Genomic DNA, 13823 nt, shown 5'->3' with positions numbered 1-13823 from the left:
AAAAAACAGCGTTTGTTTCGAATATCGAAAATAGCCGACACGGGATCGTCGCATTTCGAAAACTAAGATGCAACAAAAAGTTTTATCCACGAAATTAGAACATAACACGATGAAATATTTCGTTTTCCGACTTGGTTCTTCCGATGAAATGGAGTACGTTTGTATCAGTTCCGAGAGGGACTATGAAGAATTCAGTTTGCATGTAGTGACGCCCACAGAAGTTGGAAGGATTGCTAAACAGTGACGCAACTATGTTCCGCACATCCGGAAGCTTCGGAGGGGAGGGTTGGGAAATCCTCCCCTTTCTTTTTGTACCTGTACGAACCCTCCGCCCTTAGCCCAGCAGACTGACGATTTCGCGCTGGCGCTTGAAATAGTGGATGCGCCGCAGCTCTCCGCTGCCGGATATGAGCGTCGAAAACCGGCTCTGGGTCTTAATCCATTTTTTCACATATTCATACATCTGCGGATCGGGCGTCCGCAGCCCGTTCAGCGAGAACAACCCGATGTTCACGGCCTGGTGTTTACTGGTCGTGACATAGCTGTACGACGATTCGAGGTCGATATCCGAAAGGTACAGGAAGACCTTGTTCCCGTTCGGAAATTCCCCGTTGACGGCCAGTTTCTCCATTTCGTCGAGCATCCCGAACAACTCGTCCCGCAGCACCCGGACGCTTTCCGGCGAAATCAGGTGCATCTCCCGGTATGCACGCAGGGCGTTGAGCCAGTGCATGAAATTACTGTCGTCGAAGATCAGGTAGGTCGTCGCGACCGACTGCGCCCACACGACATATTCCTGGCAGTTGCGCTGCAGTTTTTCGGGGAGTTTCAACTCCTCGAAGGTTCTCACCGCCGGATCGCCCACCTCGTGCTGGTAGAGCCACTTGAAGAGTTTGAAACGGTTCAGATTCTCGTATTTGCCGTAAAATTCCGCAGGCAGCGAATTGCTGGCTGTTGCGAATTCGGTCACGGGATCCGACGACACTTCGCGCATAAAGGCGATGTCACGCTCCAAGATCTCGTTATAGGTTTCGAGCGGCGATGTAAACTCCTTGAATTTGAGTTGGAACGACACGTTCTCCGTTGCCGCCAGCCCCAATACCCGGTCGAGCGAAAAGTGCATTTCTGCACACAGCAGACATGCCTCGCCGAAGGTGAACGGCACTTCGCCGCGCAGTCTGCGGTAAGCAGCTTCGCGGCCTATATTCAGGATATCCATGAGCATCACGGCCGGATTCGAATGGTGCGGCGTATGTGCATGGATCGCCTCGATCAATGCTGCATTCGATTTTTCAAGCATAGGTGTAGTCAAAAAAATTCTCTTCCCAGTTTGCAAAGATACGAAAAATAATTCGGAAACAGCAATTTGCGGTTCCACCCCGGGGATAAAGCAAAGGAGGGCCCGCGGGCCCTCCTTTGCTGACAGCATGCGGATTCGTTATTTTCCGAGTCCCATTTTCTCGATGAGGGCTTTGGTTTCGGGCTTGTGGCCGCGGAAACGCACGTAGAGCTCCATCGGATGCTCCGTGCCGCCCTTCGAGAGGACATTCTCGCGGAACGACGACGCCACTTCGCGGTTGAAGATGCCTTTCTCCTTGAAGAGCGAGAAGGCGTCGGCTTCGAGTACCTCGGCCCACTTGTAGCCGTAATACCCGGCCGCATAACCGCCCGAGAAGATATGTCCGAACGAGGGGGCCATCGCCGTTCCGGGAACGACGGGCAGTACCTGCGTCGGGGTCATCGAAGCAGCTTCGAACTCCACCACGTCGCCTTCGAAAGGCTCCGTGAGCGTATGCCATGCCATGTCGGTCAGGCCGAACGACAACTGGCGGACATTGCTGTAAGCAGCCAGGTAATTCTGCGCAGCGACGATGCGGTCGACCAGATCGGCGGGAATCGGCTCCCCGGTCTCGTAATGCACGGCCCACAGGTCGAGAAACTCCTTCTCGGTAGCCCAGTTCTCCATCAACTGCGAAGGCAGCTCCACGAAGTCGCGGTATACGCTCGTTCCGGTCTGCGATTCGTATTTGCCCTCGCCCAGCATGCCGTGCAGGGCGTGGCCGAACTCGTGCAGGAAGGTTTCCAGTTCATCGAACGTCAGCAGCGAGGGGGCCGTTTCGGTCGGCTTGGTGAAATTCATCACCAGCGACACCAGCGGACGGGTCTCCTCGCCGTTTTCGATCTTCGCGCCGCGGAACTCAGTCATCCACGCCCCCGAACGCTTCGATTCGCGGGGGAAGAAATCGAGGTAGAGGACCGCCATGAAACGGCCGCTCTCGTCCGTCACGTCGTAAGCCGTCACGTCGGGATGGTAAACCCCGATCTTGTCGTTGGGCGTGAAATTCAGCCCGTAGAGCTTGTTGGCCAGCATGAAGACGCCCTTCTTCACGTTTTCGAGTTTCAGGTAAGGTTTCACCAACTCGGTGTTCAGGGCATATTTCTCATCCTTGTATTTTTCGGTGTAGTAAGACCAGTCCCAGGGCATCAGTTGTCCTTTGAAGCCGAGCGATGCGGCGTAGTCGCTCACCATGCGGTAGTCGGCATCGGCATAGGACTTGGTCGCCGTCAGCAACTCTTCGAGGAAAGCATTGACCGTCGGGGTGTTCTCGGCCATGCGCCGTTCGAGCACATAATCCGCATAGCATTTGTAACCCAGCAGGTTGGCGATTTTCAGACGCGTGTTGGCGATCTTTTTCACGTTTTCGCAGTTGTCGAACTCGCCGCCCAGCGCGATCGTACTGCGGGCGCGCCAGAGTTTCTCCTTCAGGTCCCGGTTCGACGAGTAGGTCATGAACGGCAGGTAACTGGGCTGTTGCAGCGTCACGGTCCAGCCTTTCTCGCCGCGGGCCTTGGCATCGGCGGCCATACCCTCCTTCACGAAAGCAGGCAGTTCGGCCACCACCTTCGGATCGGTGATGTTGAGCGTGAAGGCATTGGTTCCGGCCAGTGCGTTCTGCCCGAACTGGAGCGTCAGCGCCGAGAGTTCGGAGGAGTACTTGCGGTAAAGCTCTTTATCGGCATCGGACAGGGCCGCACCGCTGCGCGCGAAACCCTGGTAGGTGTCTTCGAGCAGCTTTTTATCCTCTTTTTTGAGGCGTCCCGGATGCTCGTAAACATATTTTACCCGGGCGAACAGCTCGGGATTGAGCGAAAGGTCGTTCGAGAACTCGGTCAGTTTGGGCTGCACACGCAGGGCGATCTCCTGCATTTCGTCCGACGTGTCGGCTTCGAGCAGGTTGAAGAAAATGCCCGAAATGCGGTTCAGCAACTCCCCCTGGCGCTCCAGCGCCACGATCGTATTGCCGAAGGTCGGCTTTTGGGGGTTGTTGACGATCGCGTCCACCTCGGCGCGCGAGCAGGCGATCGCAGCGTCGAACGCCGGTTCATAGTCCGAAAGTTCGATCTCGGAGAACGGCGGAGTCTGGTGGGGCGTATTCCACGCCGCCAGGAGGGGATTCGACAGATCAAGTTCGGGCAGTTGCGCTTTGGGGATCGAATTGTCGGCGCAGCCTGCCGCCATAGCGGAAAATGCCATAATTACCAGTGCTTTTTTCATTTTATATCAGTTATGCGGTTTCTTCTCGATGGGTTACAGGTCAGATTTCGGGGGCAGCGGGCGCGGCGTCTTTATCGGACGGTTCGGGTTCGTCCAGCAGGCCGCGGCTGCGAAGCATCGCTTTCTTGTCGGGGTCCTTGCCGCGGAAATCGCGGTACATCGTCATACCGTCCTCCGAACCGCCGCGGGCGAGCACCTTGCGGCGGAAATCGTCGGCGATCTTCTTGTTGAACAGGTCGCCGCTCTCGCGGAAAGCCTCGAACGTATCCTTGTCGAGCACCTCGGCCCACGTATAAAAATAGTAGCCTGCCGAGTAGCCTCCGTCGAAGATGTGCGAAAAATAGGGATAATGGTAGCGCGGCTCGATCTGCGGGATCAGTCCGCGTTTTTCGGTCAGGGACTTGCGCTCGAACTCCATCGGATCGAAAGGCGCATACTCGGTCATCGAATGGATATCCATGTCCGAAAGCGACGAAGCGATCAGTTCGGTCGTCATAAACCCTTGGTTGAAGAGTTCGCTGCGGTGCAGTTTTTCGACCAGGTATTTCGGGATCACCTCGTTCGAGCGGTAATGAACGGCATACTGCTTCAGCACTTCGGAGTCGAACGCCCAGTTCTCCATCAACTGCGAAGGCAGTTCCACGAAGTCGCCTTCGACCTCCGTGAGGCCGCGGTACTTCACGTCGTGGAACAGGAAGTGGAGCGCATGGCCGAACTCGTGGAACAGCGTCTCGGTCTCGTCGAGCGTCAGCAGCGCGGGAGTATCGCCCACCGGGCGCGTGAAGTTGCAGACGATCGACACCACGGGCGCCACACGCTTGCCGTCCTCGTAAGTCTGCTCGACATAGTTGCCGCACCAGGCGCCCTGGCTCTTGCCGTCGCGCGGGAAGTAGTCGAAATAGAGCACGCCCAGGTGTGACTGGTCGACATCGAGCACCTCGTAAGCCGTGGCGTCGGGGTGGTACAGCGGCACGACGATCGGCCGGAACGTGATGCCGTAAAGGCGGTTGGCCAGGAAGAAAATGCCTCCCTGCACGTTCTCCAGCGAGAAATAGGGCCGCAGCATCTCCTCGTCAAGCGCATATTTCTGTTTGCGGACCTTCTCGGCGTAATACCACCAGTCCCACGAAGCGAACTCGCCGTCGGGGAAGTCCTTCTTGAACAACGCCTCCATCTCGGACAACTCGCCCTTGGCGCTTTCGAGCGCCGGGGTCCAGATCTCCTCCAGCAGGCCGTACACGGCGTCGGTCGTTCCGGCCATCTGGTCGGCCACGACGTAGGCGGCGTACGACGGATAACCCAGCAGGTGGGCCTTCTCCGTACGCAGGCGGATGAAATCGTTGATCAGTTGCTTGTTGTCGTACTGGTCGCCGTTGTTGCAGCGGTTGATATAGGCTTTGTAAATCTCCTCGCGCAGTTCGCGCTTCGAAGCATAGGTCAGGAACGGGATCAGACTGGGTTTGTGCAGCGTAAAGACGTATTTACCCTTCCGCCCCATCGCCTCGGCCTTGTCGCGGGCCTGATCGCGGGCCGAAACCGGAACCCCGTCGAGGTCGGCCGCCGTAAGTTCCAGCGCATAGTTGTTGTTCTCGGCCAGGATGTTCTGTCCGAATTTCACCGACGTGAGCGACAACTCCTCGTTGATCGCCTTCAGGCGCGCCTTCTGCTCCGCGTCGAGCAGCGCTCCCGCACGTACGAAATCGCGGTAGGTCTTCTCCAGCAGGCGGCTCTGTTCGGCGTCGAGACCCAACGCGGCGCGCTGGTCGTAAACCGCCCGGATGCGTTCGAAAAGTTTTTCGTTGAGGCGGATCTTATCGCTGTGCGCCGCCATAAGGGGCATCACCTGCTCCTCAAGCGCCTGCATGGCCGGGGTATTCTCCGCGGCGCAGAGCATCCCGAAAATCAACTCTACCTGCGAAAGCATTTTCCCCGAATTGTCATGGGCGAGGATGACGTTCTCGAACGTCGGGGCGTCGTTGTTCGACGTGATGGCATCGATCTCGGCCTCGTGCAGCGACATGCCGCGTTCGAGCGCGGGCAGGAAGTGCCCGGGTTCGATCTTATCGAACGGCGGCACGCCGTAGGGAGTTTCCCAGGCAGAGAAAAATGGATTTTCACCTACGGTTTTCCCGGACTTGCAGGATACGAATGTCATGGCCAGAAAAAGTGTTAATAAAGCGGTGATACGTTTCATCGATCGTGTTATTTTATGTAACTTTGTCGCGCATTATTTGACAAAGTTATAATAAAAATCTGTAAATAAAATAAATAATACGTCTCCAACATGCAACTCTTTTACGCGCCGGACATCGTTCCCCCGCTCCATACGCTGAGCGAGGAGGAGTCGAAACACTGCATCCGCGTACTGCGGCTCCAGCGTGGCGGGCGCATTCATATAACTGACGGACGGGGCAATTTATTTTGTTGCGAAATCACCGACGACAACCCCAAACGCTGTACCGTGCGGGTTGTCAGCACCGAAGCCGGATTCGAAAAACTGCCCTACGCGCTGACGATGGCCGTCGCGCCGACCAAAAACTCGGACCGCTTCGAATGGTTTCTCGAAAAAGCCACCGAAGTAGGCGTCACGGCGTTCATCCCGTTAGAAACGGAACACAGCGAACGCCGGGTCTTCAAGCCAGAACGGGGCGAAAAGGTCGTCACCGCGGCGCTCAAACAATCGCTCAAAGCCTACCGGCCGCTGCTGGAACCGCTCACGCCCTTCCGCGAAGCGGTGCTGCGCCCGTTCGAAGGCCGGAAGTTCATCGCCCACTGCGCCCCGGCCCAGTCGCCCGCCGGCAAAGCCTACCTGGCCCGGACACTCCGTCCGGGAGAGGCGGCCCTGGTTTTCATCGGTCCCGAAGGCGATTTTTCACCTGCGGAAATCGATTTTGCGCTGGCAAACGGTTTCGAAGAGATCACCCTCGGGCAGCAACGCCTGCGCACCGAGACCGCGGCCCTCACGGCTGTGGTCATGGCAGCGGTGGTCAACGGTTAGGAATACAATAATTGCGAAATATGTTTTTTCTCTATTCACTTCTCGCCCTGGGGGTGGTGGCGGCAGCCGTTTTTGCCGCGCCGCTGCGGTCCAAAGTCTGGACCGCACTGGCCCTCACGGCCGTCGGAGCCCTGTGGTGCTCGGCGCATGCCGTCGGGGTGCTCGCCGGAACCGCCCACGAGCTGCTGTGGTCGATCCCCGGCACGATTTTCGGCGGCGACACCGGCTCGATGGACAGCCTCTCGGCGCTGTTCGTTTTAATCATTTCGGTCGGTGCGGTCTCCGCAGTGCTCTACTCGCGGGGCTACCTCGAGCACTACCTCCGAAGCAAATCCCCGGCCCACATCTCGCTGCACTACACGGCGCTGGTGGTGATGTTTTACGCCATGCTGGGCGTGGTCCTCTCCGACGGAGGCTTCTCGTTCCTCTTTTTCTGGGAACTGATGACCGTGGCGTCGTTCCTGCTGATCCTTTTCGACGCCCAGCGTCGCGAGGTCCGGCGTGCGGCGCTCTCCTACCTGATCATGATGCACATCGGCTTCGTGCTGCTCATCGTGGGTTTCGTGCGGCTCGACGCCGTCTGCGGCGCCGCCTCGTTCAGCGCGCTGGGCGAATATTTCCGCACCGAACCGGCCCTGCCGCTGCTCATCGTCTTCCTCCTCGGCTTCGGCATGAAGGCGGGCCTTTTCCCGATGCACGTCTGGCTCCCGGAAGCACACCCCGCAGCCCCGTCCCACGTTTCGGCCCTGATGTCGGGCGTGATGATCAAGACGGGCATCTACGGCCTGCTGCGCGTCACGGCTGCGCTGGGCGAACAGCCCGCCCTGCACACCGCAGGGGTGATCCTGCTCACGGCAGGCATCGTTACGGGCGTCTGGGGCGTAATCCTCGCCGTCCTGCAAAACGACGTAAAGCGCCTGCTGGCCTACTCGTCGATCGAGAACGTCGGCATCATCCTCATCGGCCTCGGCATCGCCGCGCTGGGTAAATCATCGGGCAACCAGCTCGTCGCGCTGTGCGGCATCGCGGGCGCCCTGCTGCACACGCTCAACCACTCGCTGTTCAAGACCCTGCTCTTCTTCGGCGCGGGCAACCTTCTCTCGCAAACCCGCACCACGTCGCTCGATGCGCTGGGAGGAGTGGCGAAGCATATGCCCCTCACGGCAATCCTTTTCCTCACGGGGACCGTGGCCATCTGCGCCCTGCCGCCCCTCAACGGCTTCATCTCGGAACTGCTCATCTACCTCGGGATGCTCGACGGCATCGCTTCGGGCAGTAACGTGCTGGCCTCCGCCGCCGGACTGGCCGCACTGGCCCTGATCGGCGGGCTCGTCGTCATGGCCTTCACCAAACTCTACGGCACGGTCTTCCTCGGCTCGCCCCGCACCCACGAGGTCGCCGAATCGACCGAAGCCGACAATTTCCGCATCGCCGCCATGGCCCTGCCGCTCGCAGGCATCCTCTTCGTCGGGCTTTTCCCCCGGGCGGCCGTCTCGGCCGTGACCCGCGCCGCAGGCTTCTTCCTCCGCACCCCTGCCGACGCCGCCGACTGGCTGCTCTCGCCCACGCTCTCCGCCGTAGGACGCACGGCATGGCTGCTGATTGCCGTGGTATGCCTGCTGCTTTGGCTCCGCCGCCGCACCCTGCGCACACGCACCGTCGCCAAAGGCCCCACCTGGGGCTGCGGCTTCACCGCGCCCAACGTGAGGATGCAGTACACGGGCGAATCCTTCTCCGAAGGGTTGCAGTCCATCGCCACGTCGCTGACCCAGAACAGCGGCGAAGGCTCCCCCGTGGGCAAAGGCGAAATCTTCCCTGCGGCCCACACGTTCGACATCGGCCACCGCGACCGCATCGGCAAACTCTTCTCCGCCTGGTGGGTCGAACTGCTGCGTATGATCAACCAGCGCGTGATGCGCCTGCGCACGGGCAAGATCAACCATTACATCCTCTTCGCACTGGCCTTCCTGGGGCTGGTGTTCCTGTTGTCGGTATTTAACATGATATAAAAGATGGCAGTACTCAATACACTTCTGCTCCTGCTGGCAGCCCTCGCGATTCCGGGTCTGATCAACCGCACCCGGGCGCTCCTGGCGGGCCGCAAGGGCATCCGTTTCGCCCAGCACCTCTACGACGTACGCCTGCTGCTGCGCAAAGGCGCCGTCTACTCCCCTACCACTACGGCGCTGTTCCGCACGGCTCCGTCGGTCATGCTCGGCACGGCGCTCGTCGCCGCACTGCTGATCCCCGTCGGCGACCTGCCGCCGGTGCTCTCGTTCGACGGCGACCTCGTCGCCTTCGCCTACCTGCTGGCCCTGGGCCGCGTGGCCCTCATCCTGGCGGCCATGGACACCGGAAGTTCGTTCGAAGGCATGGGCGCCAGCCGCGAAGCGTTGTACGGCGCACTCATCGAACCGGCCCTGATGCTGGTCTTCGGCACGCTGGCCCTGTTGTCGGGTTACACCTCCTTCGCCGCGATCTTCTCCGGCGACGCCGTGAACGGCGTGCAGCTCGTCGTCGTGCTGCTGCTCGCAGCCTACGTGCTGACGAAGATCGTCTTCACCGAAGCCGGGCGCGTACCGGTCGACGATCCCCGCACGCACCTCGAACTGACGATGATCCACGAGGTGATGTGTCTCGACTACTGCGGCGTCGACCTGGCGTTCATCAAGATGGCCGGATGGCTCAAAACCGCCGCACTGTCGGTGATCGCAGCCAACGCCGTCGCCGCGACCTGCTGTCCCCGCTGGTGGGCGGCGGCCCCGCTCGCAGTGCTGATTACAGGACTTTCGGTGGGCATCGTCGAATCGACCCAGGCCCGCAACAAACTCGCCCGCAACACCACATTCATTCTCACCGTCGCCGCATTGGCCGCCCTGGTCTTCTTCACGGGCTACCTGCTGCAACTTAACATCGGTATCCAATGATTCTGCCGCTGATTATCCTCTATGTCGTGACGCTCGTCTACCTGGCGATCACCGAACGGTTCCGCAACTTCGCGTCGCTGATCGGCCTTCAGGGGTGGCTGCTGTTCGCCATCGCACTGGTGCGCCTGCACGCGATCAACCCCGCCGAGCTGGCCTTCATCGGCCTCGAAACCCTGCTTTTCAAAGGCATCCTCGTCCCGGGAATGCTCTTCGCCGTCATTCGCCGCACGAAGATCAACCGCGTGAGCCGCTCCGGCTCGACGCAGTCGGGATCGCTCCTGCTGTCGCTCATGGCGCTGGCCGTGAGCGCCTCGGTCACCTACTACATCGCCGACACGACCATCGACCTGGTGTTCTTCGGCGTAGCCCTCTATTCGCTGCTGAGCGGCCTGATCCTGATCGTCATGCGCCGCCGCATCTTCTCGCACATGATCGGCTTCCTCGTGATCGAAAACGGCGTGTTCCTCTTTTCGACGGCCATCGGCGTCGAGATGCCGCTGCTGATCAACTTCGCCATCCTGCTCGACATCCTCATCTCGGTACTGATGCTGGGCATCTTCTTCACCAAGATCGACGACAAGCTCCACGCCGACGACGCCGATTCGCTCACCAACGTAAAAGACTGACGCCATGATCTGTTACCTCATCCTCAGCATCCTCGTCGCCGCAGCGGCCTTCACGGCCCGCCGCGAAAGCGTGCTGCGCCTCGCGGGCATCGTCTTCTACGCCGTGCAGGCTGCTTTTGCCGTCTGGATCGCCGCCGGAGGACTCTACGGGCAGACTTCGGCCGCCTGGTTCACCTTCGACGCTCCGGGCACGCTCTTCTACGCACTGCTCTGCATCGTCTCCGGTTTCGCCTTCTTCCACTCGAAGGCCAGCCTCCACGATTGCAGTTTCAGCCAGGTCCGTACCTACTCGGGACTCCTGATGCTCCTCACCACGGCCATCGCGGGGGCCTATTTCGCCTCGAACCTCGCCGTGACGTGGATTTTCATCGAAGCCACCACGCTCTGTTCGGCGGGCATCATCTACCACCGCCGCACGGCCCAGGCGCTCGAAGCGGCCTGGAAATACGTCTTCGTCTGCTCGACAGGTATCGCCATGGCCTACCTGGGCATCCTGCTGCTGGCCGCTGCGACCAAATGCGAGTCGCTCGGCTACGAGGCCGTAGCCGCCGCGGCCCCGGGCAGCAACGCCCTCTACCTGAAGACCGCCTTTTTGCTGATCCTCTGCGGTTACAGTTGCAAATGCGAACTGTTCCCGCTCTATACCGTGGGTATCGACGCTGCCTTCGCCGCCCCGGCGCCCGCCGCGGCATTGATCTCTACGGGACTGGTCAACGCCGGGTTCCTGGCCGTCTTCCGCATCTACAAACTGCTCGCCGCCACGGAGGTTTTCCCGTGGGTGCGCTCCGTACTGCTGCTCGTCGGCGTGCTGTCGCTCATGATCGGCGCGCTGTTCCTGCGCCGAACCAACAACTACAAGCGCTTCCTGGCCTACTCCACGGTCGAGAACATGGGGATCGCGGCCATCGGACTGGGCATCGGCGGCATCGGGGTCTGGGCCGCGGTGTTCCACGTCGTCTGCCACACGCTCGTCAAGAGCAGCCTGTTCCTCCAGATGGCCGTCGTGCGGCAGGTCTATGACAACTACCGCATCAACCGCATCGGCGACTACATCCACATCAACCGCGTAGGTGCTGTCGGGCTGCTCACGGGCATGGTCCTCATGGTGGCCTTCCCTCCGTCGCCGTTCTTCCTCTCCGAGTTGATGATTCTCAAGCAAACCATCGCCGAAGGGCGCTGGTGGCTCGTCGCCGGAATGCTCCTGCTCCTGTGCATCGTCATCTATTCCTTCTGCTCGCGCCTGCTGCGCCTCTGCTACCAGCCCAGCCAGGGCGAACTGCATCCCTCGAAAACCGCCCGCACGCTGTCGTGGTCGGCACTGTCGCTGCTCGCCGCCGCCATCGTGCTGGGCCTCTGGCAACCGCAATTTCTCCTGACGCTGATCGACCAAATCGCTTCGCTATGAATTACTACGTAACCGACAATACTGCCCGGGCCGTATCGTTGAGCGACATCCCCGAAGTCTCCTACGCCGCATTCTACGAGGACCTTTCGGCACGGCTCGCCGATGCGCGCTACCATGTGGCCCACTATTTCGCCCTTCCCGCAGGCGACAGGATGCGTTTTTTCTGCCTCCTGCTCGACGACGCCGAAAACCGGGTGCTGATCACCTCGCACGCTACGGATTATTACGACGAAGCCGAACTCCCCTCGCTCACGGCCCTGCATCCGCAGATGCACCCCTTCGAGCGCGACATCGCCGAGCGCTACGGCATCCGCTTCGAAGGCATGCCGTGGCCCAAGCCCCTGCGGTTCCCCGCCGACCGCTACGACCGCCGCAGTTCGATCGAAAATTATCCCTTCTACACGATGGAGGGCCGTTCGCTGCATGAAGTCAACGTCGGACCGATCCACGCAGGCATCATCGAACCGGGTGCGTTCCGCTTCATCTGCAACGGCGAGCAGGTCCTGCACCTCGAAATCGCGCTGGGCTACCAGCACCGGGGCGTCGAGCAGGCCTTCGAAACGACGGACAATCGTCTGCGGCAGGCATGCCTCGCCGAAGCCGTCGCCGGGGACAGCGCCGTGGCGCACGCCACGGCCTTCGCCCAGGCCGTCGGGAAACTCTCCGGCTTCCAACACCCGGCACGCCTCGAACGCGAACGCGCCATAGCCCTCGAACTCGAACGCATGGCCATGCAGATCGCCGACACGGGCGCGCTGTGCATGGACGTGGGTTATCAACTCGGGCAAGTGGCCTCGGAAGCTCTGCGCACCCTGACCATCAACACCACCCAGGCATGGTGCGGCAACCGCTTCGGCAAAGGGCTGATCCGCCCCCAGGGAACCGACCACCCGCTGACGGCCGAAAAGTCGGCGATGATCCGCCGCAACGTACGCGAAATCGCCCGCCGCTACGACCAGGTGCGCCGCGACATCAAGTCGTCGCCTACGCTGCTGGCACGCTTCGAGCAGTGCGGCATCGTTCCGCGCGACGAGATGCAGCGCATCGGCGGCGTGGGACAGGCGGCCCGCGCGAGCGGTCTGGCCCGCGACATCCGCACCTCGCATCCGTGGGGCGTCTTTGCCGGACCGCTGCGCCACGAGAGCATCGTCCGCACGCAGGGCGACGTGATGGCCCGGCTGATGGTGCGCAGCCGCGAGGTGCTGCAATCGGCCGAATACATCGACCGCCTGCTGGAAACCGGCGAACAGGAACGCACCGCGGCGGAAAATTCCGCCCCCGACTACACGGCGCCGCTGGCCCCGTCGTCGCTCGCATTCGGGCTTGTCGAAGGGTGGCGCGGCGAGAGCTGCCACGTCCTGCTGACCGACGCCGAAGGCCGCATCGCCGCCTGCCGCATCAAGGACCCGAGCCTGCACAACTGGCTGGCGCTGGCCCTCGCCGTACGCAGCGAAGGCATCTCCGACTTCCCGATCTGCAACAAGAGTTTCAACCTCTCCTACTGCGGGCACGATTTATGATTTTTAATGCTTAATTTTGCGGATATGATCTTTCCGAAAATAAAGGTGCTGCACAGCCACGGACGGCAGGCGATTCCCGATCTCGACGCCGTGGAACTCACTCCGGAGTTCCGGGGCCGTCCCGTGCTGACCGCCACCGAAGACACCGGCGACACGGAGCGCGCCGCCGCCATATGCCCCACGGGAGCCCTTACGGCCGCACCCCTGGCGCTCGACCTGGGACGCTGCCTCTTCTGCGGCGAATGCGCCCGCATCGCGCCCCGCAACGTCCGCTTCACCAACGACTACCGCATCGGCTCGCCCACGCGCGAAGGCCTCGTCGTCCGTCCGGGCGATACGCGCATAGCCTTCGACGCCGAAAAGGTGCGCCCCGAAATCCGCCGCTGCTTCTCCCGCACGCTCCAGTTGCGCGAAGTTTCGGCCGGGGGCGATGCCTCGGTCGAAATGGAACTGGGCGCCACGGGCAATGTCAATTTCGACCTCGGGCGTTTCGGCATCGGCTTCACCGCCTCGCCGCGCCATGCCGACGGTGTGGTGATCTCCGGCCCCGTCACGGCCAATATGGCCGAAGCGCTGGCGATCTGCTACGACGCCGTCGCAGAGCCCAAGATACTGGTCGCCTGCGGCACGGAGGCCTGCTCGGGCGGCCTGTTCGCCAACAGCCGCGCCGTCGACCGCACGTTCCTCGACGACCACACCCCCGACCTCTGGCTGCCCGGCGCACCGACCCACCCGATGACCTACATCGACGGCATGCTGAACCTGCTGGGCCGAAAAAAACGCGAATGACG

The 13823-nt window shown here is 61.1% G+C and carries 10 protein-coding genes; 7 read left to right on the top strand and 3 right to left on the bottom strand.

Translation table 11 applies throughout. The annotated features are described in order from the left end of the window. Window positions 1-334 precede the first annotated feature (334 nt). The 3 genes from KG007_RS10580 to KG007_RS10570 all read right to left on the bottom strand — a co-directional run bounded on the left by KG007_RS10580 (window position 335) and on the right by KG007_RS10570 (window position 5750). Window positions 335-1300 (bottom strand): hypothetical protein, encoded by a 966-nt coding sequence (locus KG007_RS10580; RefSeq protein WP_195461283.1) that lies wholly within the window; start codon window positions 1298-1300, stop codon window positions 335-337. A 138-nt stretch (window positions 1301-1438) separates the two neighbouring features. After that, complete coding sequence (locus KG007_RS10575) at window positions 1439-3520, bottom strand: M3 family metallopeptidase (RefSeq protein ID WP_213348789.1); 2082 nt, start codon at window positions 3518-3520, stop codon at window positions 1439-1441. 76 nt (window positions 3521-3596) lie between these two features. Then, window positions 3597-5750, bottom strand: a complete 2154-nt coding sequence (locus KG007_RS10570) for a M3 family metallopeptidase (RefSeq protein WP_213348723.1) — start codon at window positions 5748-5750, stop codon at window positions 3597-3599. A 90-nt stretch (window positions 5751-5840) separates the two neighbouring features. Between KG007_RS10570 and KG007_RS10565 the strand changes: the two genes are divergently transcribed. Genes KG007_RS10565 through KG007_RS10535 form a run of 7 tightly spaced genes read left to right on the top strand, consistent with a single transcriptional unit; the run spans window position 5841 to window position 13821 of the window. Continuing rightward, window positions 5841-6554 (top strand): 16S rRNA (uracil(1498)-N(3))-methyltransferase, encoded by a 714-nt coding sequence (locus KG007_RS10565; RefSeq protein WP_195461281.1) that lies wholly within the window; start codon window positions 5841-5843, stop codon window positions 6552-6554. A gap of 20 nt (window positions 6555-6574) precedes the next feature. Beyond that, entirely contained in the window at window positions 6575-8563 is a 1989-nt protein-coding gene (locus KG007_RS10560) for a proton-conducting transporter transmembrane domain-containing protein (RefSeq protein WP_213348721.1), read from the top strand. Between the two features lie 3 nt (window positions 8564-8566). Continuing rightward, window positions 8567-9481, top strand: a complete 915-nt coding sequence (locus tag KG007_RS10555; RefSeq protein ID WP_213348719.1) for a respiratory chain complex I subunit 1 family protein — start codon at window positions 8567-8569, stop codon at window positions 9479-9481. Next, window positions 9478-10107, top strand: coding sequence for a hypothetical protein (locus KG007_RS10550; protein ID WP_195461278.1), 630 nt, complete (start codon window positions 9478-9480; stop codon window positions 10105-10107). The genes KG007_RS10555 and KG007_RS10550 overlap by 4 nt, the downstream gene beginning before the upstream one ends. Window positions 10108-10111: 4 nt before the next feature. Then, on the top strand, window positions 10112-11512 hold the full coding sequence (locus KG007_RS10545) for a complex I subunit 5 family protein (RefSeq protein ID WP_213348717.1): 1401 nt from the start codon (window positions 10112-10114) through the stop codon (window positions 11510-11512). Further along, window positions 11509-13032, top strand: a complete 1524-nt coding sequence (locus KG007_RS10540) for a hydrogenase large subunit (RefSeq protein WP_213348715.1) — start codon at window positions 11509-11511, stop codon at window positions 13030-13032. The genes KG007_RS10545 and KG007_RS10540 overlap by 4 nt, the downstream gene beginning before the upstream one ends. 24 nt (window positions 13033-13056) lie before the next feature. Next, window positions 13057-13821 carry an NADH-quinone oxidoreductase subunit B family protein gene (locus KG007_RS10535; protein WP_213348713.1) on the top strand — a complete coding sequence of 255 codons (765 nt, stop codon included), beginning with the start codon at window positions 13057-13059 and terminating at the stop codon, window positions 13819-13821. Window positions 13822-13823 lie beyond the last annotated feature (2 nt).

Origin of the sequence: Alistipes montrealensis (assembly GCF_018362775.1) — a bacterium.
GTDB classification, from domain to species: domain Bacteria; phylum Bacteroidota; class Bacteroidia; order Bacteroidales; family Rikenellaceae; genus Alistipes; species Alistipes montrealensis.
The sequence above is the reverse complement of the archived record's forward strand: the minus strand, read 5'-3'. Positions and strand labels throughout refer to the sequence as shown.

What these genes read in the sequence shown, in the direction of transcription:
- KG007_RS10550 (WP_195461278.1), top strand. Translation starts at nt 9,478, where the DNA reads ATGATTCTGCCGCTGATTATCCTCTATGTCGTGACGCTCGTCTACCTG.
- KG007_RS10540 (WP_213348715.1), top strand. Translation starts at nt 11,509, where the DNA reads ATGAATTACTACGTAACCGACAATACTGCCCGGGCCGTATCGTTGAGC.
- KG007_RS10545 (WP_213348717.1), top strand. Translation starts at nt 10,112, where the DNA reads ATGATCTGTTACCTCATCCTCAGCATCCTCGTCGCCGCAGCGGCCTTC.
- KG007_RS10570 (WP_213348723.1), bottom strand. Translation starts at nt 5,750, where the DNA reads ATGAAACGTATCACCGCTTTATTAACACTTTTTCTGGCCATGACATTC.
- KG007_RS10535 (WP_213348713.1), top strand. Translation starts at nt 13,057, where the DNA reads ATGATCTTTCCGAAAATAAAGGTGCTGCACAGCCACGGACGGCAGGCG.
- KG007_RS10555 (WP_213348719.1), top strand. Translation starts at nt 8,567, where the DNA reads ATGGCAGTACTCAATACACTTCTGCTCCTGCTGGCAGCCCTCGCGATT.
- KG007_RS10580 (WP_195461283.1), bottom strand. Translation starts at nt 1,300, where the DNA reads ATGCTTGAAAAATCGAATGCAGCATTGATCGAGGCGATCCATGCACAT.
- KG007_RS10560 (WP_213348721.1), top strand. Translation starts at nt 6,575, where the DNA reads ATGTTTTTTCTCTATTCACTTCTCGCCCTGGGGGTGGTGGCGGCAGCC.
- KG007_RS10565 (WP_195461281.1), top strand. Translation starts at nt 5,841, where the DNA reads ATGCAACTCTTTTACGCGCCGGACATCGTTCCCCCGCTCCATACGCTG.
- KG007_RS10575 (WP_213348789.1), bottom strand. Translation starts at nt 3,520, where the DNA reads ATGGCGGCAGGCTGCGCCGACAATTCGATCCCCAAAGCGCAACTGCCC.